The sequence below is a fragment of the Actinoplanes regularis genome, from assembly GCF_900188005.1.
Classification (GTDB): Bacteria; Actinomycetota; Actinomycetes; order Mycobacteriales; family Micromonosporaceae; genus Actinoplanes; species Actinoplanes regularis.
The window spans coordinates 183,600-203,150 of the sequence record NZ_FZNR01000010.1; the positions used below are offsets into that span (position 1 = coordinate 183,600).

General features: G+C 71.1%; 17 protein-coding genes. 7 read left to right on the forward strand and 10 right to left on the reverse strand.

The annotated features are described in order from the left end of the window. Window positions 1-6: 6 nt before the first annotated feature. Entirely contained in the window at window positions 7-1,422 is a 1,416-nt protein-coding gene (locus CHC09_RS25575; RefSeq protein ID WP_089295723.1) for an NAD(P)-binding domain-containing protein, read from the forward strand. A gap of 11 nt (window positions 1,423-1,433) precedes the next feature. After that, window positions 1,434-2,738: an NtaA/DmoA family FMN-dependent monooxygenase gene (locus CHC09_RS25580; RefSeq protein ID WP_179277281.1), complete on the forward strand. Its 1,305-nt coding sequence runs from the start codon at window positions 1,434-1,436 to the stop codon at window positions 2,736-2,738. Between the two features lie 61 nt (window positions 2,739-2,799). Here CHC09_RS25580 and CHC09_RS25585 read toward each other — a convergent pair whose 3' ends face one another. From CHC09_RS25585 to CHC09_RS25630, 10 genes are all read right to left on the reverse strand, one after another. Next, window positions 2,800-3,729: a TauD/TfdA dioxygenase family protein gene (locus tag CHC09_RS25585; RefSeq protein ID WP_089295724.1), complete on the reverse strand. Its 930-nt coding sequence runs from the start codon at window positions 3,727-3,729 to the stop codon at window positions 2,800-2,802. Further along, entirely contained in the window at window positions 3,726-4,973 is a 1,248-nt protein-coding gene (locus CHC09_RS25590) for an acyl-CoA dehydrogenase family protein (protein ID WP_089295725.1), read from the reverse strand. Before CHC09_RS25590 ends, CHC09_RS25585 begins: the two co-directional genes overlap by 4 nt. 10 nt (window positions 4,974-4,983) lie before the next feature. Further along, complete coding sequence (locus CHC09_RS25595) at window positions 4,984-6,147, reverse strand: acyl-CoA dehydrogenase family protein (protein WP_089295726.1); 1,164 nt, start codon at window positions 6,145-6,147, stop codon at window positions 4,984-4,986. Between the two features lie 163 nt (window positions 6,148-6,310). Next, window positions 6,311-7,405, reverse strand: coding sequence for an acyl-CoA dehydrogenase family protein (locus CHC09_RS25600; RefSeq protein ID WP_089295727.1), 1,095 nt, complete (start codon window positions 7,403-7,405; stop codon window positions 6,311-6,313). Between the two features lie 2 nt (window positions 7,406-7,407). Next, window positions 7,408-8,268 carry a MetQ/NlpA family ABC transporter substrate-binding protein gene (locus tag CHC09_RS25605; RefSeq protein ID WP_089295728.1) on the reverse strand — a complete coding sequence of 287 codons (861 nt, stop codon included), beginning with the start codon at window positions 8,266-8,268 and terminating at the stop codon, window positions 7,408-7,410. 14 nt (window positions 8,269-8,282) lie between these two features. Beyond that, a complete protein-coding gene (locus tag CHC09_RS25610) occupies window positions 8,283-9,737 on the reverse strand; it encodes a copper resistance CopC/CopD family protein (protein ID WP_089295729.1) in 1,455 nt (484 codons plus the stop codon). A gap of 3 nt (window positions 9,738-9,740) precedes the next feature. Further along, window positions 9,741-10,355 (reverse strand): YcnI family copper-binding membrane protein, encoded by a 615-nt coding sequence (locus CHC09_RS25615; RefSeq protein ID WP_089295730.1) that lies wholly within the window; start codon window positions 10,353-10,355, stop codon window positions 9,741-9,743. Further along, window positions 10,352-11,191, reverse strand: a complete 840-nt coding sequence (locus tag CHC09_RS25620) for an ABC transporter permease (RefSeq protein ID WP_179277282.1) — start codon at window positions 11,189-11,191, stop codon at window positions 10,352-10,354. The genes CHC09_RS25615 and CHC09_RS25620 overlap by 4 nt, the downstream gene beginning before the upstream one ends. Further along, window positions 11,172-11,990 carry an ABC transporter ATP-binding protein gene (locus CHC09_RS25625; RefSeq protein WP_089295731.1) on the reverse strand — a complete coding sequence of 273 codons (819 nt, stop codon included), beginning with the start codon at window positions 11,988-11,990 and terminating at the stop codon, window positions 11,172-11,174. Before CHC09_RS25625 ends, CHC09_RS25620 begins: the two co-directional genes overlap by 20 nt. A gap of 7 nt (window positions 11,991-11,997) precedes the next feature. After that, window positions 11,998-13,074, reverse strand: a complete 1,077-nt coding sequence (locus CHC09_RS25630; RefSeq protein WP_203833200.1) for an ABC transporter substrate-binding protein — start codon at window positions 13,072-13,074, stop codon at window positions 11,998-12,000. Between the two features lie 242 nt (window positions 13,075-13,316). Between CHC09_RS25630 and CHC09_RS25635 the strand changes: the two genes are divergently transcribed. The 5 genes from CHC09_RS25635 to CHC09_RS25655 are packed head-to-tail and all read left to right on the forward strand — an operon-like array spanning window position 13,317 to window position 19,544. Continuing rightward, window positions 13,317-14,363: an LLM class flavin-dependent oxidoreductase gene (locus CHC09_RS25635; RefSeq protein WP_089295733.1), complete on the forward strand. Its 1,047-nt coding sequence runs from the start codon at window positions 13,317-13,319 to the stop codon at window positions 14,361-14,363. Between the two features lie 33 nt (window positions 14,364-14,396). Next, window positions 14,397-16,115 (forward strand): ABC transporter substrate-binding protein, encoded by a 1,719-nt coding sequence (locus CHC09_RS25640; RefSeq protein ID WP_089295734.1) that lies wholly within the window; start codon window positions 14,397-14,399, stop codon window positions 16,113-16,115. Beyond that, window positions 16,112-17,074, forward strand: coding sequence for an ABC transporter permease (locus CHC09_RS25645; RefSeq protein ID WP_203833199.1), 963 nt, complete (start codon window positions 16,112-16,114; stop codon window positions 17,072-17,074). Before CHC09_RS25640 ends, CHC09_RS25645 begins: the two co-directional genes overlap by 4 nt. Further along, the gene (locus CHC09_RS25650; RefSeq protein WP_089295736.1) at window positions 17,071-17,889 is read left to right on the forward strand and encodes an ABC transporter permease; all 819 of its coding nucleotides are present in this window, start codon (window positions 17,071-17,073) and stop codon (window positions 17,887-17,889) included. Before CHC09_RS25645 ends, CHC09_RS25650 begins: the two co-directional genes overlap by 4 nt. Continuing rightward, complete coding sequence (locus CHC09_RS25655; RefSeq protein WP_089295737.1) at window positions 17,886-19,544, forward strand: ATP-binding cassette domain-containing protein; 1,659 nt, start codon at window positions 17,886-17,888, stop codon at window positions 19,542-19,544. Before CHC09_RS25650 ends, CHC09_RS25655 begins: the two co-directional genes overlap by 4 nt. Window positions 19,545-19,551 lie beyond the last annotated feature (7 nt).

Here is a 19,551-nt window from a genome sequence, read left to right on the forward strand (position 1 = left end):
CGAGCGATGAGCCGGCGGGGCAACCCGGACCTCGCGGCGAGCGAATCACTACGGCTGCTCGGGGCCGACCCCGCCGGATGGGTGCCACCGACCGCCGGCGTCGATCACGACGTGGCGATCGTCGGCGCCGGCCAGAGCGGACTGACCATCGGGTACGCGTTGCGCCGTGCCGGCATCACCCGGGTCGCCGTGCTGGACGCCGCCGAGAGCGAGTCCCACGTCGGCGGCTGGGCCGCCAAGGCCCGGATGCGTACGCTCCGGACCGCCAAGACGCTCGTCGGTCCCGAGCTGGGCAATCCGGCGCTCAGCTTCCGCGCCTGGTACGAGGCCCGGGAAGGAACGGCGGCCTGGACGGCGCTGGACCGGATCCCCACCGCCGACTGGATCAGCTACCTGACCTGGTTCCAACGCCAGGTGCGGGTGCCGGTCCGGCGTGGTGTCCGGGTGCTCCGGATCGAACCGGACGGCCAGGACCGCATCCGTCTACACCTGCGCCGCGCGGGGACCGACACGGTCGAGACCGCCCGCAAGGTGGTGCTGGCGAACGGCGTCGAGGGGACCGGCGGCCCACGCATCCCGGTCACCACGGCGAAACTGTCGCCCGCGGTGTTCGCGCACACCGGCCGGCAGATCGACTTCGCCGCCCTGCGCGGCCGTACCGTGGCCGTCGTGGGCGCCGCGGCCTCGGCGTTCGACGCCGCCGCCACCGCGCTCGAGGCCCACGCGGCCGAGGTCCATCTCTTCTCCCGCCGCGGCGACCTGGTCGTCGCCAGGCCCGGCGGCAACCCGCCGAGCCCGGCCGTGCAGGACGTCTTCCACCGGCTGCCCGACGCCGAACGATGGCGTCGCCGGTTCGCCTTCGCCGGCAGCACCCCGCTGGACTCGGTGCAGCGGGCCACGGCTCACCCGAACTTCCACATCCACCTCGCCGCGCCCTGGCAGGAGGCCACCGAGGCCGGCTCGAAGGTGCGGGTCAGGGCGGCCGACGGCACCCACCGGTTCGACTTCGTCATCGCCGGCACCGGGTACCAGCACGATCCCCGGACCCGGCCGGAGCTGGCCGCGGTCGCCGGGCGGATCGCGCTGTGGCGCGACCGGTACCAGCCGCCGGCGGAGCTGCGCTCGGAACACCTCAGCTCCTTCCCGTACGTCGGCCCCGGTTACGAGCTGACCGCCCGCCGGCCGGAGGACGCCGGTTGGCTCTCCGCGATCCACGTCTTCAACGCCGGGGCGAGCCAGAGTTTCGGGCTACCCATCGGCGACGTGCCCAGCCTGCGATCCGGCGTTCCCCGCCTGGTCGACGCGATCGTCCGCGACCTCGTCCTGGCGGACCTGCCGAGGACCAAGCCCTCCCCCGCGGCCCCCGCCTCCCGCGAGGAGTACGCACACGCCGTCTGGAAGCCGGAAACCGTCGCCGCCTGAGGAGCAGAACCATGAACCGCCTGTATCTGAGTGTCGCCCTGAACAGCACCGGCTCCGCACCCCGCTCCTGGGCCGCGCCCGGGACCAGGTGGAACCGGTTCAGCGACTGGCGCCACTACCTGCGTTCCGCGCAGCTCGCACACGAGGGCGTCTTCGACATCGTCTTCGTCTCCGATCATCCGGCGCTGCAGCGCGACAACACCTCCCGGCCGATCCACAGCTTCGACCCGACCGTGCTGTTCTCCGCCGTGGCCGCGGCGGTCCCGGACATCGGCTTCCTGCTGACCGCGTCCTCGTCCTACAACTCGCCGTACAACCTGGCGCGCCGGCTGGCCACCCTCGACCACATCTCCGGCGGCCGGGTGATCTGGAACGTCGTATCGAGCTTCAACCCGGACATCGCCGCGAACTTCGGCGCGGCGCCGCTGCCGTCGCGCGCCGAGCGCTACCGTCGAGCCGACGAGTTCGTGCAGGTCGTCAGGGACCTGTGGCTGAGCTGGGACACCCCTTCCGACGACCCGCCCGCCGGAGATCTCTGGGACGCGACCACCGCCCGGCGCATCGACCACCACGGCGAGTTCTTCGACGTCACCGGGCCGCTGAACGTGCCGATCGGGCCACAGGGGCATCCGGTCATCTCGCAGGCGGGCGCCTCGGAGGCCGGCGTCGACCTGGCGGCCAAGCACGCCGACATCGTGTACGCGTCGCTGCTGCACAAGCAGTCCGCCTTCGACTACCAGGCCCGGCTGCGCGAACGGGCCCTGGCGCACGGCCGGGACCCCGGCGACCTCCGGCTGCTTCCCGGCCTCACCGTCATCCTCGGCGAGACCCGGGAGGAGGCGTACCGCAAGCACGAGGCGCTGCACGGGCATCGCGGCGAGGACGGGCTGATCGCCGACTTCCTGCACCGCAACTGGGCCGTCGATCTCGGCGACCGGATCGACCCGGACAAGCCGCTCGACCCGGCGTTGTTCGCGCACACCGAGGACCAGCAGCGGCCGGTCGGGTTCGTCAGGTCGTTCGCGGAACTGGCCGCGGCCGAGGAGATCACGCCGCGACAGCTGGTCCGGCGGGTGGAGGGCGGGCACCGGCTGGCGGTCGGCACCCCGCGCGAGGTCGCCGACACGATCCTGGACTGGTGGAGCTCCGGGGCGGTGGCCGGCTTCAACATCCACATCCCGGTCCTGCCGGACGGCATCGCCGAGTTCAACCGGCACGTCATCCCGCTGCTCCAGGAATCGGGCGCCTTCCCCGCCGCATACGACGGCTCGACCCTCCGGGAACGCCTGAAGCTGCCCGACCCGCGCAACCGGTGACCCGGCACGACGCGGCGCCCCGGCCACCGGCCGGGGCGCCGCGTCGTGTTCAGTGACGTCGTCAGATCCCGTGGAAGGGCTCGCCCGAGACCAGTTCGGACTCGCGGCCGTCAACACCCTTCGGGATGTCGCCCTCCAGGGTGACCCGGTAGAGGACCCGGTCGTGGCCCAGATGCCCGGCGTCGGAGATCGCCAGGTGGGCGGTCGCCCGGTTGTCCCAGAACGCGACGCTGCCCGCGGCCCAGCGGAAGCGCACCGTGTACTCGGTACGGGTCGCCTCCTCCCAGAGCAGCTTCAGGATCCGCTCGCTCTGCGACGGGGTGAAGCCCCGGATCTCCCGCGCCCCACGGGTGAAGCCCGGGCTGACGAAGAGCGCCCGCTCGCCGGTGACCGGATGCACCCGGACCGCCGGATGCCAGGCGACCAGGTTCGCCTCACGGACCTTCCGCTCACGCTGGCTGCCCGAGGTGGCCCTGGTACTGAACCGGTGCTTGATGTCCAGCCTGTCGGCGAGGTCGCGCAGCTCCGCCGGCAGGTTCTCGTACGCGGCGACCAGGTTCGTCCAGGCAGTGTCACCACCGTAGGGCGGCAGGATGTCGGAGCGCAGGATCGACGCGGCCGGCGGGTTGACCAGTGCGGTCACATCGGTGTGCCAGGAGCTGTCGTAGGAGGTGCGTTTGCGGCCGAGGTTCTCCTCGTAGCGGCGACTGTCGATGGGAAGGATCTCCGGGAAGCCCTCCGGCGGGTTCTCCTCGTGCGGATGAGCGGGCGTGACCTTGCCGAACCGGCGGGCGAACGCGACCTGCTCGGCGTGACCGATCTGCTGATCCCGGAAGAACACCACCTTGTAGGTGTGCAGCGCGGTACGGATCTCCTCGATCACATCGTGGTGCAGCTCCTCCCGCAGGTCGACGCCGCCGATCTCGGCGCCGATGTAACCGGCGAGCGGGGTGACGTCGAGGGTCACCGTGGGTTGGCTGATGGTGGTCATGAGGACAGCTCCTCTGCGAGAAGGCTCGGCGCGACGCCGACGGACGGGAAGGAGACCGGAAGGACGCCGGTGAGCAGGTGCTCACCGATCTGCCGCTCCCGGTAGATGGCCGGGTTGTGGGAGGAGAGGACACGGGCGTTGCGCCAGTGCCGGTCGAGGCGCAGGTTCTCCTCGACCGCGGACGCCCCGCCCACCTCGAAGATCTCGGTGGTGGCGTGCAGGACCTGGTCGATGACGACCGACTGGGCGCGCAGGACACCCAGTTCGGCCCGCTGTTCCAGCTCACGCACCTGTTCCTCGGCCGCGGGCGTGGGGTCGGCCTTGACGGCCCAGCGGGCGTTCTTGGCCGTGTCCAGGTCGTCGGCGACCGCCAGAACGATCTGCCGGGTGGTGTGCGCGATCGCGTCGACCCGGCCCAGCACCTGCTGGACCAGCGGATCCTCGGCCGGCAGGTCGGCGCTGCCGTGGCCGTAGGAGCGGCGGCGCCGGCGGACGAACTCGGCGGCCTCGTCGACCGCGCGGCGGGCGATGCCGGCCAGGGTGGCCAGGTGCACCAGCTGCACGATCGAGGTCGTTCCGGCGTGCCGCCGGACCTGCGGGATGACGTGGGCCGGGTCGACCTCGACGTCGGTGAGGACCGTCGTGCCGCTGCCGCTGAGCCGCTGCCCGAACCCGGTGTAGTCGTCGAGCAGTTCCAGGCCGGGGGCGTCGCGCGGGACCAGGGCGGTGATCCGGTCGCCCTCCCCGCGCTGGACCGCGACCGAGATCCAGTCGGCGTACAGGCTGCCGGTGCTGTAGTACTTCGTGCCGTTGAGCAGCAGCCGGCCGCCGGCCTCGCGCAACGTGGTGTTGGTGCGGCCACGCACGTTGCCGGACCGCTCGCTGGTGGCGTTGCCGATCACCGCGCCCTCGCCGATCCGGCCGAGCCAGAGCCGGCCGCGGGCGGTGTCACGCTCCTCCCAGCGGTCCTCGGTGAAGCGGAAGTGCACCCGGAACGCCTGCACCAGATTGGACTCGGCCGCGCCGAGCTCGACGAGCAGCTCGAACAGCTGGCGCAGGCTGGCGCCGGACCCGCCGAACTCCTCCGGCACGCGCAGCGCACCCAGGCCGAGCGCGGCCAGCTCGCGGGCCTCCGCCAGGGGCAGGCGACGGGTCGCCTCCCGCTCCCGGGCCCCGGCGGCGATCCGATCGAGAAGCGGCCGGAAACGGGTGAGCAGGTCGGTCGGGACCGCTGTTGTCGTCACGACATCCCCCTTAGAAGTAGCCGACGGCCGGCAGCGACGCGCTGTTGACAACGACGTCGCCGACCGCGCGTGCCTTGAAGACCGTCGGGTTGTGGCTGAACAGGGTGCGCAGGTTGCGCCAGTGCCGGTCGAGGTGCTGCGCGGAGCGGGTGGCAGAGGCGCCGAGCGCGCCGAAGGCCACGCCGGCGGCGCGCAGCGCGATCTCCTCGACGCCGATCTTCACCTGCGAGGCCCGCAGGGAGGCGTCGTCGCTCTCGAGGGTTTCGGCTGCGGTGAGAACGGCGGCTTCCACGACGTACGCCGCGGCCGACAGCTCCCCGACGATCTGCAGGATCTGCGGGTCGTGCCGGGACTCGTCGTGGTTGCCCCACGAGTAGGAGCGGGAACGGGTGCGGATCAGTTCGGCGGTGTCGGCGGTCAGCTCGCGCAGGATGCCCGCGGCGATCGCGTACAACAGCAGTTGTGCCTGGGCGCCGCTGCGTGACTGCGGGCCGGGGAACGGCAAGGACACCACCTCGGACGGGTGCACCAGCACGTTGTCGAGGACGGTGGTGCCGCTACCGGTGTGCCGCTGGCCGATGCCGTCCCAGTCGTCCTCGTGGCGTACACCCTCGCGGTCGGCGGGAATCAGCACGCTGACCCGCTCGCCGTCGCCGTCGCTGGCGACCAGGCGCAGATAGTCGCTGTACTGCGCGCCGGTGCTGTAGAACTTGCGGCCGTTGAGCCGGAACGCCGGTCCGTCCGGGACCAGGGTGGTGTCGAAGGTGTAGACGCCGGCGCGGTTGCCCAGTTCGGCCGCGGCGCCGCCGAACAGTCTGCCGTCGAGGACCTGGGCGAGCCAGGGCCGGTCGGCGTAGGCGCCCGGGTCGCGCAGCAATTCCTCGACGAAGCCGTAGTGCAGGCGCAGGATGTGCGGCACGTCCGGGTCGGCCTCGGCGAGCCGGATGAACAGGGCGAACGACTCCCGCCGGGTGTAGCCGGCGCCGCCGTCGGCGAGCGGGACGCGGACCGCGCCGAGCCGGTGCCGGCGGACCAGGTCGAGGGCGAGCAGCGGTTGTTCGCCGGGTGCCTCGGCGCGTCGGCGACGGGCGTCGGCGGCGATCTCGGCGAGCACGCCGGCGAGTTCGGCGGAGTCGAGCGCGGGTGGACGGGCCGTGCTGGTGGTGACGGTCATGGACGGCTCCTCAGTTGATCCCCAGATGCAGGCCGGTCATGTCGCGGGCCGTCGGCGGGTGTCGGCGATGTCGTGATTCATTGCCTCGTCCGATCCTCGAGTGACTGTCTTCAGCTTGGTGACGCCCGGGCGGGCGATCAACGCGGTGCGACTACGAGGTTCGTTAAGCGGAAGTTGGCCGGGTGTAGGTCGCGAAGTGGGCGGCGCGGACCACCGGCGCCAGGCCCCGGACCTGGAAGAAGACGGCGGCCCGGGCCCGGACCTGGGCGATGTCGCCGTCGAGCAGGCCGGCGCCGCCGCGGGCCACGACGCCCGCGGTGGTGGCGCGGACCGCGATCTCGTCGAGCACGGCGCGCCAGTGCGGGTCGGGCAGCGGCGTGGCGACCGCGTGTTCGAGTTCGGCGGAGAGCGCCAGCAGGGATGGCTCGTCAGGGTAACGGCGCAGGGCGTCGTCGAGGGCGGCGCGGGCCAGGCCGTACGGGCCGGGCGGCGCGACCACGGGGACGCCGGCCGGGTCGGTGCCGGGGTCGATCTGCTGGGCGCGCCGGACGTCGAGGCTGATCCGGCCGTCGCGCGCCTTCCAGTCGGCGACCGGGATCACCTCGGAGACGTACGCGTCGGGCAGCAGGTAGCCGTCGAGGGTGAGCTCGGCGGTGCGCGAGCCGTAGACCGCGGTCAGCGGCAGCACCCGGCCACTGATCTTCGCGTCGTGCAGGTCGGCGAGGCCGAAGACGTACTCCGCACGGGCCTCGTCGACGGCGCCCAGCCAGAGCACGTCGGTCAGGCCCCAGCCGGAGTGCCAGCCGATCACGCCGTCGATCCGGTAGCCGCCGGGCACCCGGGTGGCGACCGTGCCGCGCCGTTGCGGCCAGGAGCGGACGTGCCCCATCCCGGCCCCGCCGTACAGCTTGCCCGCCGCCAGCTTCGGCAGCAGGGCCAGGGTCTGCGGGCTGCCGGCCTGGATGGCCGGCCCGACCGGGGCGCCGTGCTGGGTGACGATCGTCGCCGTGGACGGATCGACACCGAACAGCAGATCGTCGGCGGCGGCCTTGACCTGCGGTGGAACGGACAGGCCGCCGTACTGTTCGGGCACGAACCAGCGGTGGTAACCGACCGCGCGCAGGGCCTCCAGATGCGAGCGCGGCACCTCGGTGCGGTCGACCCGCGCCGCGGCCGGGGCGAGCACCTCCGCGACCACTTCGGCGAACTCCCGGTACGCCGGGTGTGAGCGCGGGTTGGCGGGCGTGGCGACAGTCATGGTCAACCTCCTTGCGACGTGGTGCCGGTCGAAGACGCCGGGTTCAGGTGCTTCGCCAGGTCGGGGCTCTCCAGGGCGTGGGCCAGTTCGAGCACCCGCGGGTCGCCGGCCAGTCGCGGCGGAGCGACCAGCACGGAGGACCAGGGGCTCTGCGGGCCCGGCTCGACGGCGAGGGCGTCCGAGGCCGGGTGCAGTCCGAGCGTGGTGGCCTGCCGCGGGGTGAGCACGATCGCGTCGTACTGCTGGTAGACCTCGCGCAGGTGCGCGTCGGAGTACGAGCCCAGCAGCGTGAGGTGCCGCAGCGACTCCTTCACGTTCGCCTCGCTGATCGTGAGGTCGGCCGGGGTGGCGCCGCCGAACGGGCGGTCGAGTTTCACCAGGCCGGCGCTCTGCAGCAGGTAGAGGCCGCGGGCGAAGCCCTCGGTGGCGCCGGGCAGGACCACCTTGGAGCCGTGCGGCAGGCTCCTGCCGTGCACCTCGTCCTCGACGACGCCCGCGTTGACCCAGGAGCTCGTCGCCTTCAGGTCCGTCCATCTCAACGAGTAGAGGCCGTACGGGACGAGGTTGGCCTTCGCGACGACGCTGAGCGCGGGGGAAGCGGCCGGGCCCTCCTGATAGAAGCCGAGGTCGGCGTCACCGGCCTGGATCCTCCGGTCCGCGTCGCCCGGCGCGTCCGCGAGCTGGATCCTGGCGGTCTTCGGGAGCAGGTGGTCGACGGTGTACTGCAGAGCCTCGCGATAGTCGCCCGGCCCCACGTACACCAGCAGCGTGCTCTCGTCGGTCCGCTGGTAGGTGACATCGGGGCGCGACCCACAACCGGCGAGCACGGCGAGTGCCAGGAGCCCGGCGAGTACCTTCTTCATGACGGTTCACATCCCTAGCGGACGTCGTAACGGAACGAGGCGACCCGGGGGCCCGCCGGGGTGCCGAACGTGATGGTCACCTGCCAGTTCCCGGCGACCGGCACGACCAGATCGCGGCTGCTCCACCGGACGCCCGTGCCGGTGGTCTCGGTGCCGCCGAAGCGGACCGGCAGGCGGGCGACGTTCGCCTCCCGCGACGACAGGTCCACCGAGAGCGGGGCGTCACCGGCCGCCTCGACGATCAGCCGCTGCGGGCCGCGGCGGGTGGACGGGATGGTGACGGCGAGGGCCGAGCCGGGGCCGAAGTCGACAGTGGTTCGTACCGGCGGGTCGTAATCGGCCGTGGCCGGGGCGACCGACGACAGCACGCCGGTGGCGCCGAAGACGGCCGTGGCCAGCAGCAATTCGGCCCCCACGAACCGGCCGAGGCGGCGGTAGGCGACCGCTGCCGTGGCCAGGACCAGCGCCACCAGACCGATTTTGACGATCAGCACCCGGCCGTACGTCGTGCTCAGCAGTGCGTCGGGCGCCGGGATGCGCAGCAGCCCCAGCCCGGCCCCGGTGCCGACCACCACCGCCGCGTGGATCAGCGCATAGCGGTGCCAGGCCGCGATCGGGACGTCGCGGCGCAGCTCGACCGCGATCACCACCACCCCACCCAGCCAGGCGAGGACGGCGTAGACGTGCAGGGTGGTCAGCGCGAGCGGCAACGGGAAAAGCCCCGGGTCGGCGCCGTGCCCGCCGTACGTCACGGCCAGCACCGTGGGCACCGCCGCGAGCCACCGGCCGGGGAGTCTGAGCTGGACGGCCACGGCCACCACGGCGGCGAGCGAGGCGATCCCGAAGCCGCTGGTGAACACCGTCCAGCCGGTCTCTGCGAAGACCAGCCCGAGCCGGGCCGTGAGACCGGCGACGAGCAGGGCGCTCCCGCACCGGACGGTGACCCGCCAGCGGCGCCGTTCCCGCAGGTGGGGCCAGAGCCGGGCGGTGGTCAGCAGCACCCCCGCGGACAGCACGGCGCCGGTGTGGACGAGCAGTCTGGCGACGTACCCCGGAAGGCCGTCGGTCTCGGCCTCCGGAGCGGTGAGCAGACCCTCGGCCGCGCCCACGGTGAACGCCGCCGACACCGAGACCACGTGCGTGTCCACCGACAGCAGGCGTGCGGTGGCCAGGAAGGAGCCGTCCGGCAGGGCGGTGGCGAGCCGCACCGTCACCACGGTGCGGTCCGCGTTCAGCGCGACTGCCCGGACCCCGTACCGCTTGCCTTCCCCGTCGATGACCTGGGGCGAGCCCGGCACCACCGACACCGCCTCGTTGAGCGTGAAGGCCACGTCGGCCGGCCCCTGATCGAGGTGGCCGCCCTCGGCCGGCGTGGTCGCGACCAGGGAGGCGTGGGCCGATGCGGGCGCCGGCCAGGACAGCAGAACCAGCACCGCCAGTACGATCACCGCGCCGATCCGCCGTCCCACGTGCTACCTCGCCCGGCGCAGCGTCGCGGAGACCGAGAGGACCAGCGCGAGCCCGATCAGGATCCACTGGGTGATCTGGGACCCGCTCCGTTCCGGTTCCGGCTCCGCCACCGGCGCGTCGCCGTGATGGCCCGCCGGGGCCTCGCCGAGCACCACGATCGGTGCCGGGTGCTCCGGCTCGGAGGCGTCCAGGGCGACCTCGTCCCAGGCCACCGCCGAGCCGTCGCTGTACTGCTGGGTCGCCGGCAGCGGGACCGCGCTCCGGTCCTGCGGCCACGGGCCGCCGGAGAAGGCGAAGACGCCGAACTCCGCCGGCCCGAGACCCGCGCCGGACGCGCGCCAGACGATCCTTGTGACCCTTCCCTCCGCGGTCTCCACCTTGGCCGTCCAGCCGGCGATCGGCAGCACCTTCGCCGAGGTCAGCGTCACGTCGCCGGGGATGGTCACGGTCAGCCCGACCGTCGAGGCCGTCTCGCTCTCGGTCGGCACGCTCAGCCGGACCGTGCCGTAGCCACCCCTGCCCGGCGCGTCGCCCCCGTCCACCCGCACGTGTGCCCGTGCCGGCGCCGCGATGAGCAGAACAGCGGCCGCCGACACCGTTGCCGCGATGAGCTTCATCGGGTGGTCAGCCCCCTCTGCCACCGGGTGAGGTACCGCTCCGCGCCCGCCATCAGCGCGTTGACGAGGACCCCGAGCAGGCCGAGGGTCAGGATGCCGGCGTAGATCTGCGGGGTCTGCATCCGGTAGCTGGCGTTGTTGATGTAGATGCCCAGGCCCTGCGCGCCGCCGACGAGCTCGGCCGCGACCAGGGCGGTGAAGGCGTTGGCCGCGGCCAGCCGGATGCCCGGGAAGAACGACGGCAGCGCCGCGGGCAGCACCACCTGGGTGAAGATGTAGAGCCGCCCGGCGCCGAGGGTCCGGGCCGAGTTGATCAGGATGCGCTCCACCCCGCCGACCGCGCCGACCGCGTTGATGAAGATCGGCCAGAAGCAGGCCCAGACCACGATGGCGATCTTCGACTCCTCGTCGATGCCGAGGAAGGCCACGAAGACCGGCAGCAGGGCGAGCAGCGACAGGTTGCGGAAGAAGAGCAGCACCGGCTCGGCGAACTTGCCGAACGCCGGGATGGACCCGACCAGGATGCCGAGCACGATCCCGGCGACCAGGGCGAGCGAGAACCCGATCACCGCCCGCTGGATGCTCGGTCCGGCGTCGGCCGGGATGGAGCCGTCCGCGAGGCCGCTGAGGAACGCCTTGACGGTGTCCTGCGGGGTGGCGAGGTAGAGCGAGTCGATCAGGCCGCGGTTGATCACCAGCCACCAGAGCGCCAGGAAGCCGAGCAGGCCGGCGGCGCCGTACAGGTATCTGTCGTATTTGACGAGGAACGCGTTCGGGCGCTTGGGCCGCCTGATGGCGACCTCGGCGGGGACCGCCTCAGTCGTCGCCGTTGCCAATGTGCACCTCTTCCTCGAGGATCCGCGCGACCTGCGCGCGGATCCGGGCGAACCCGGTGGAGCTGCGGGACTGGCTGGTACGCGGTCGCGGCAGGTCGACCTCGATGTGGTCCTTCACCCGGCCCGGCGACTGGGTCATCACCGCGATCCGGTCGGACAGGAAGATCGCCTCGTCGATCGAGTGGGTGACGAAGAGGACGGTCTTCCTGGTCCTGCCGGATTCCCAGATGCGCAGCAGTTCGCCCTGCAGGAACTCGCGGGTCTGCGCGTCCAGGGCGGCGAACGGCTCGTCGAAGACCAGGATCTCCGGCTCGTAGGCGAGGACCCGGGCGATCGCGACGCGCTGGCGCATGCCGCCGGAGAGCTGATGCGGCAGGCGGTTCGCGGCGGCGGACAGGCCGACGGTCCGTAGCACCTCGGCCGCCCGTTCGCGTCGTTCCGCTCGGGGCACGCCGCGGATCTTCAGGCCGGCCTCGACGTTCTTCTGCGCGGTCAGCCAGGGGAAGAGCGCGTAGCTCTGGAAGACCACGCCGACGTCGGAGTTGACCCCCTCCACGTGCCGGCCGTCGACCAGGACGTCGCCCCCGTCGTACGTCTCCAGCCCGGCCAGGATGTTGAGGAACGTCGACTTGCCGCAGCCGCTGGGCCCGAGCAGGGAGACGAACTCCCCGCTCCGCAGATCGAGATCGAAGTCTTCCAGCACGGTGTGGAAGCCACCGTCGGCATGCGCGTCCGGATAGATCTTGGCGACGTTCCTGGCCTCGATCTTCGCGGTCCGGTTGAGCACCTGTGCGCTCATCGGGCGCCTACTTCCGGACCAGCGGGCTGTCGAGGATCCCGCTGTTCTGCTCGGCCTGGATGATCGACTTGTTGTCGGTCTGCGACTCGAGCAGATCGGCGGTCTTCGCGTACGGGTTGTAGGCGTTTGTCGCCATCTCCTCGATCTTGACCTGACGCCAGGCGGGGGTGACCTCGCCGACCTCTTCGACCAGGTCCCACCACAGGTTCAGGCTGGCCTTGTCGAGCAGCGCGTTCGGCGCGTAGTGCCAGTTGGTGGTCTGCTCCACCGGGTAACCGGTGGTCTTGCCGGCGATCTCCGCCGACTCCTTCGGGTGCTCGTTGGCCCAGTTCGCCGTCTTCGCGATGATGCCGACGAACTCGCGCGCCGCCTCCGGATGCTGCTTGAGCCAGACGTTGCTGGCCTTGTACGGCGCCTGGCCGCCCAACTCGCCCCAGTCGTCGAAGGACGTCGCGATCTCGGTGAACTTGTCCTTCTGGCTCAGCAGCACGCCGACCAGCGGCGGATGGAAGACACCGAGCTCGATCTCGCCCTTCTCCAGCGCGGGCGCCACCAGCTCGGCCTTGAGCTCGACGAACTGAATCTTGTTCAGGTCCACGTCGTTCTTCTTCAGCAACCGCTTGATGACCAGGTCGGTGCAGCTGTTGACACCGGAGACGCCGACCCGGTGACCCTCCAGGGCCTTGAGGTTCTTCAGCGTGATGTTCGAGCCGGCCTTCACGAAGTACGCCATGTGTGGCTCCTCCGGCAGGTCGAGCATGCTGGAGGCGATCAGCGTGAAGCCCCTGACACCCTTCGAGTACGCGGTGATGTTGTCGCTCTGCATGCCGGTCGCGATGTCCACTTTGTTCTGGTCGAGCAGCTGGGTCGCGGGCACCGTGGTCGCCGGGCCGACGTACTCCGGCCGGACCCCGGCGTTCTTCCAGTAGCCGAGCTCGTCCGCGATCCGGACCAGCGACAGCGCCGTGGGCGAGTTCGCGAACCGGAAGCTCACGTAGTCCTTGCCACCGCCCCCTGTGCCGCAGCCCGCCACCAGCGACGTGGCCACGACGACGGCGGCCACCGTCGCGGTCAGTCGCGGCACCCTTCCGACCAGGCGCTTTCGCTCTGAGGAGCGTGTTCCCGTACTGCCGCTCATGGCGGTGTTCCTCTCTCAAGGCCGACGTCCGATCAGTGTTGGGCGGCTGAAAGCGGCGGAACAACGCTGCCTGGCTTCACGAATCCGGTAGCTGAGCTTCAGGGTCCGAGCACACCTTGAAAAATCTCCGAATCTATGGATTAGCTATAGGGGAGGTATAGATTGGCACCGGCCGGGAGGACACACTGATGGGTCTCGAATTCCTCTGGTACATCCCCAACCAGGACCGCCCAGGGCATCGCGGCGACAACGTGGTGAACGACCACAACAGCCTGGACACGCTGACCCGGCATGCCTTGGCCCTCGAGGAGCACGGCTGGGACGGTGCGCTGCTCGGGACCGGGTGGGGCCGCCCGGACACGTTCACCGTCGCCACCGCTCTCGCGGCGCGGACCACGACGTTCCAGCCGCTGATCGCGGCCCGGCCCGGGTACTGGCGGCCGGCGCACTTCGCGTCGGCGGCGGCGACCCTGCAACATCTCAGCGGCGGCCGCGTGCTGATCAACATCGTGTCCGGCAAGGACAACCTCGCCGCCTACGGCGACAGCGAGGGAGATCAGGCTCAGCGATACGGCCGGACCCGCGAGTTCCTGCGCATCGTGCGCAAACTCTGGGCCGAGGAGAACGTCACCTACCACGGTGAACACTTCCGGGTGACCGGGTCGACCGTGGTGCCGCGACTGGCCGAGCCGCCACGGCTGTACTTCGGCGGCGCCTCCGAGGCCGCCGAGCGGGTCTCCGCCACCGAGGCCGACGTGCAGCTGTTCTGGGGCGAGCCGCTCGCGGGCGTACAGGAGCGGATCGAACGTCTCAAGAGGCTCAGCGCCGAGCTGGGCCGTGAACATCAGCCACTGGAATTCGGTCTGCGCATCACCACGCTGGTCCGCGACACCACCGAGCTGGCCTGGGCCGACGCCGAGGCGAAGGTCGCCGAGATGGCGCGCGGCGCCAAGCTCGACCCGAACCGGCACCCGGCGGTCGGTCAGCAGCGGCTGCTCGACCTGGCCGCCCGGGGTGACGTGCTGGACGACAACCTCTACACCGCGCCCGGCCGCTTCGGTGGCGGCGGTGCCGGCACCACCTGGCTGGTCGGCTCCGCGCAGGACGTGGCCAAGTCACTGCGGAAATACCAGGACCTGGGGATCACCCACTTCGTCCTCTCCGACACCCCGTACCTGCCGGAGATCGAGCGGCAGGGCAGACAACTGCTGCCGCTGCTGCGGGCCGGCGCCTGACCTTCCCCCACCTTTCAAGCTCGGGAGACAACCGTGTCCGACCTTCGCAGCTCCATCGAGAACGCCGAATCAGGCCGCCGGCGATGGCCGTGGATAGCCGGCGGCGCCGTGCTCGCGGTCCTGCTCGCCGCCGGCATCACGGTCGCCCTCGCCCGCGGTGACTCCGGCGCCAAGGCCGCCGGTGACGGGTCGCCGGCCCGCGGTGGCACGCTCCAGTTCGCCCTGATCGACTATCAGCGCAGCCCGGACCCGCAGTGGGGCACCAACTACGCCGAGTCGCTGATCGGCAACAACGTCACCGACAAACTGACCTGGCAGGACCCGGACACCGGCGAGATCACCCCGTGGCTCGCCGAATCCTGGGAGTACAACGCCGACCTCACCGAGTTCACCTTCCACCTGCGCAAGGACGTGACGTTCAGCGACGGGACGCGGTTTGACTCCGCGGCGGTCAAGGCCAACTTCGACCAGTACGTGCACGGCGACCAGAAGCTCGGCATCAACCCGAACGGCGCGGTCCTGCTCTCGGGCTACGTCGAGACCCGGACCCCGGACGACTGGACCGCCGTGGTCCGCTTCGCCAAGCCGCTCGCCAGCTTCCTGCAGGCCTCCTCGTTCACCGCGAACGCTCAGCCGGGCTTCCTCTCGCTCGCCACCCTCAAGCTCAGCGCCGAGCAGCGGACCGACGCCACCAAGGTGATCGGCACCGGCCCGTTCGTCTACGAGTCGTGGGAGGAGCAGGTCAAGACGGTCCTGGTCAAGCGCAAGGGTTACAACTGGGCGCCGCCGGCGCTACGGCACCAGGGCGAGGCGTACCTGGACAGGATCGTGTTCAACACGATCCCGGAGGCCAGCGTCCGGACCGGCTCGCTGGCCTCCGGGACCATCGACGCCACCCTGGACGTCGGCACCACCGACGAGGAGCCCCTGCGGGCGAAGGGCTTCAAGATCATTCATCGCAGCGTCTCCGGCACCGCGATCTACTTCAACTTCAACTCGCGGCTCTTCCCGACCAACGACATCGCGGTCCGCAAGGCCATCCAGCTCGGCTGGAACCGCGAATCGATCGAGAAGACGGTGCTCACCGACTCGTACTCGATCGCGACCTCGGTGCTCAACAAGTCGGTGCGGGGCTATGTGGACTACAGCGGCTCGGTGCTCAAGTACGACCCCGAGCAGGCGAAGAAGCTGCTCGACGACGCCGGGTGGAAGCTGGGAGCGGACGGCATCCGGGTCAAGGACGGCAAGCGGCTCGAGGTCAAGCTGCTCGGCATCAGCAACCTGGTGGTCAACAAGCCTGCGTACGAGTCGGTCCAGCAGGACCTGCGGAAGATCGGCATCGATCTGCAGCTGACCGTCGTGCCGATCCCGGACTACTCGGCGCAGGTCGCCAAGGCCAAGACGGACTGGAACGTCACCGCGGCCAACCGGTCCCGCAACGACCCGGCGGCGCTGAACCTGGTCTACAACCCGAAGCTCGGCAACTCCAGCTTCCTGGACGCGAACTCCACCGGCGTCGACGTGAACGAGGTCACCACGGCCCTCGACAGCCTCGAGACGACTCTCGACCCGGCCGAGCGCGACGCCTACGCCAAGACCGCCCAGGACCTGCTGGTGGAGAAGTACGCCCTGGTCAACCCGATCTACAACCCGTCGCAGGTGATCGCCCACGCGGACCACGTGCACGGGATCGTCTTCGACGCGCAGTCGCGCAACCACTTCGTGAACGCCTGGAAGAGCAACGGCAAGTGACTCCCGTGCTGCACTACATCGCCCTGAAGACCGGCCGGGCCCTGTTCGTGGTCTGGGCCGCCTTCACGGTCACCTTCGTCCTGCTCTTCGTCCTGCCGGCCAACCCGGTCGACCTGCTCTTCGACCCGGCCGAGCTGAACGCCATCCCACCCGAGGTCAAGGCACAGGTCGCCGACAACTACGGCTTCAACGAGCCGGTCGTGCTGCAGTATCTCGACCGGCTCGGGCACGCGCTGACCGGTGACTTCGGCAACTCGGTCCAATCCGGCAAGCCGGTGGTCGGCGCCGTCCTCGACGTACTGCCGAGCACCCTGGCCCTGGCCGCCGGGGCGCTGGCGCTGGCCGTACTCATCGCCTTCGGCATCGCGCTGGTGGCGACCGCGACCCGGCGGGCCTGGCTGCGCAACCTGGTCGAGACCCTGCCCTCGGGCGCCGTGTCGGTGCCGGTGTTCCTCTCCGGCGTCCTGATGCTGCAGATCTTCTCGTTCCAGCTGGGCTGGTTCCCGTCCTTCGGCGACCAGGGCTGGCGCAGCCTCGTCCTGCCGCTGGTCACCCTGGCCATTCCGGTCGCCGGACCGATCGCGCAGCTGCTGGTGCGCAGCTTCGCCGGTGAGTTCCACTCCGGGTACGTCACGACCAGCTGGGCCAAGGGCGCGACCCGCGGCCGGATCATCGTCGGGGACGTCTTGCGCAACGCCGCCCTGCCGGCACTCACCATCGCCGGCGTCACGTTCGGCAACCTGATCGCCGGCGCGGTGATCACCGAGACCGTCTTCGCCCGCAAAGGCGTCGGCCGGATGACCCAGACCGCGATCAACACCCTCGACCTTCCGCTGGTCGCCGGCATCGTGGTCCTCGTCGCGGTGAGCTTCGCCGTGATCAACCTGGCTGTCGATCTGATCTTTCCGGTGCTCGACCCGCGCCTGCGGGCCACGCTCACGGCGGGAAATCCCGGATGACCGCGTTCGCCTCGGGCTGGGCCCGGCGGCCGGTTCTCGTCGTCGCCTGGCTCGTGGTGCTGGTCGCGATCGGCTGGGCGGTCGCCCCACACCTGTTCACCTCGTACAGCCCGTTCACCGGGGACCCCTCGGCGAGCTTCGCCCCGCCCGGCGCGGAGCACTGGTTCGGCACCGACCGGCTGGGCCGCGACCTGTTCGCGCGCAGTGTCTACGGCGCCCGGACCACCCTTACCGCCACCCTGCTCGCGGTGCTAATCGCGTTCGGGCTCGGCGCGGTGGTCGGGCTGATCGCCGGCTTCGCCGGCGGGCTCGCCGACACCGCGATCATGCGGGTGGTCGACGTCTTCCTGGCGATCCCGAGCCTGCTGCTGGCCATGGTGGTGGTCTCGGTGCTCGGCTACTCGACCAACAACATCGCCCTGGCCGTCGGGATCTCCTCGATCGCCTCGTTCGCCCGGGTGATGCGGGCCCAGGTGCTGACGGTGGTCAACCAGGACTACGTCAAGGCGGCGTACGGCCTCGGCGTCGGCCGCCTCGGGGTGATGACCCGGCACGTCGTGCCGAACTCGCTCAGCGCGGTGATCGCGCTCGCCGCCCTGGAGGTCGGGACCGGCGTGCTCGCGGTCGCGTCGCTCGGCTTCCTCGGGTACGGCGCGCCGCCACCCCAACCGGAGTGGGGGCTGCTGGTCGCCGAGGGGCGGGACTACGTGGCCGTGCACCCGTACGCCTCGATCCTGCCCGGCCTGGCCCTCGCGGCCGTGGTCATCGCCACCCATCGCATCAGCACCTCGTTCCGGAAGGAGAACCACCGATGACCTCGCCCCCGGTGAACGCGGAGACACCGGCGAGCACCGAAGCACCCCCGGTGAGCGACCCGTTGCTGCGGATCAGGGGCCTCGCCGTCGACTACCGGACCGGGCGCGAGTGGACACCCGCGGTCCGCGGCGTCGACCTGCACGTCGAGCCCGGTGAGTTCGTCTCGCTGGTCGGCGAGTCCGGCTCCGGCAAGACCACCCTGATCCAGGGCGCGCTCGGGCTGCTGCCGGCGGCGGCCCGGATCCGGTCCGGCTCCATCGCCTACTCCGACGTGGACGTCACCGGCTGGAACGACCGGCGGATGGCCCTGGTCCGCGGCAACTACGTGGGCTTCATCCCGCAGGACCCGAACACCTCGCTCAACCCGGTGAAACGGGTCGGGCAGCAGGTGATCGAGGCGGTCCGGTTCAACCGGCCCCGGGGCACGCCCGCCGCGAGGTACCGGGAGGCCGCGCTGGAGAGCCTGCGCACCGCCGGGCTCACCGACACCGAGCGGGTGTTCCACCAGTACCCGCACGAACTGAGCGGCGGCATGAAGCAGCGCGCCCTGATCGCCATCGCGCTGGCCGGCCGACCCAGGATCATCGTGGCCGACGAGCCGACCAGCGCGCTGGACGTCACCGTCCAGAAGCGGATCCTCGACCATCTGGTGCGGCTGCGCGCGGAGCTGGGCATCGGCATCCTGCTGGTCACCCACGATCTCGGGATCGCCCTCGAACGCTCCGACCGGATCCTGGTCATGCGGCGCGGCGAGATCGTCGAGGAGGGCCCGGTCGAGCGGGTGGTGGCCGGCGCCACCAGCGAATACACCCGCCGGTTGCTCGATGCGGCGCCGTCGCGGCACGCCGGGCGCCTGACCGCCGATTCCGCCGTACGACCTCAGCCGCGTCCCGGCGCGGTGGCGTTGCGCGCGGAAGGGCTGAGCAAGACGTACCGGCTGCGCAACCGCGCCGTGCTGCGTGCCCTGGACACCGCGGACCTGACCGTCCGGGAGGGGACGACGCACGCGATCGTCGGCGAGTCCGGTGCCGGCAAGTCGACCCTGGCCGGAATCCTGGCGGGCTTCGTCGCCGCCGACCACGGAACCGTGCACCTGGGCGAGCGGCGGCTGACCGGGCTACCCCGCAAAAGGCTGCGTGAGCTGCGCAAGGACCTGCAATTCGTGTTCCAGAACCCGTTCACGTCACTGGACCCGCGATTCACCGTGCGCAGGTTGATCGCGGAACCACTGCGTGCCTTCGGGCTGCCCGCCGGCGATCGGGTGACCGAACTGCTCGCCGCCGTCGCGCTCGACGGGTCCTACCTGGACCGGCTGCCCAGCCAGCTCTCCGGCGGCCAGCGGCAGCGGGTCGCGATCGCCCGCGCCCTCGCCCTCGCCCCACGGGTGCTCATCCTGGACGAGGCGGTCAGCGCCCTCGACGTGTCGGTGCAGGCCCAGATCCTCCGGCTGCTGGTCGACCTGCAGGCCGAACGCGGCCTCAGCTACGTGTTCGTCACCCACGACCTGGGCGTGGTCCGGTTGATCGCCGACGACGTGACGGTGATGAGGAGCGGCGCCGTGGTCGAGACCGGCCCCGCCGAGCAGATCCTCACCGCGCCCCGGCACGAGTACACCCGGCAGTTGCTGGACGCGGTCCCCGGCGCCCTGGTCTAAGGAGCGA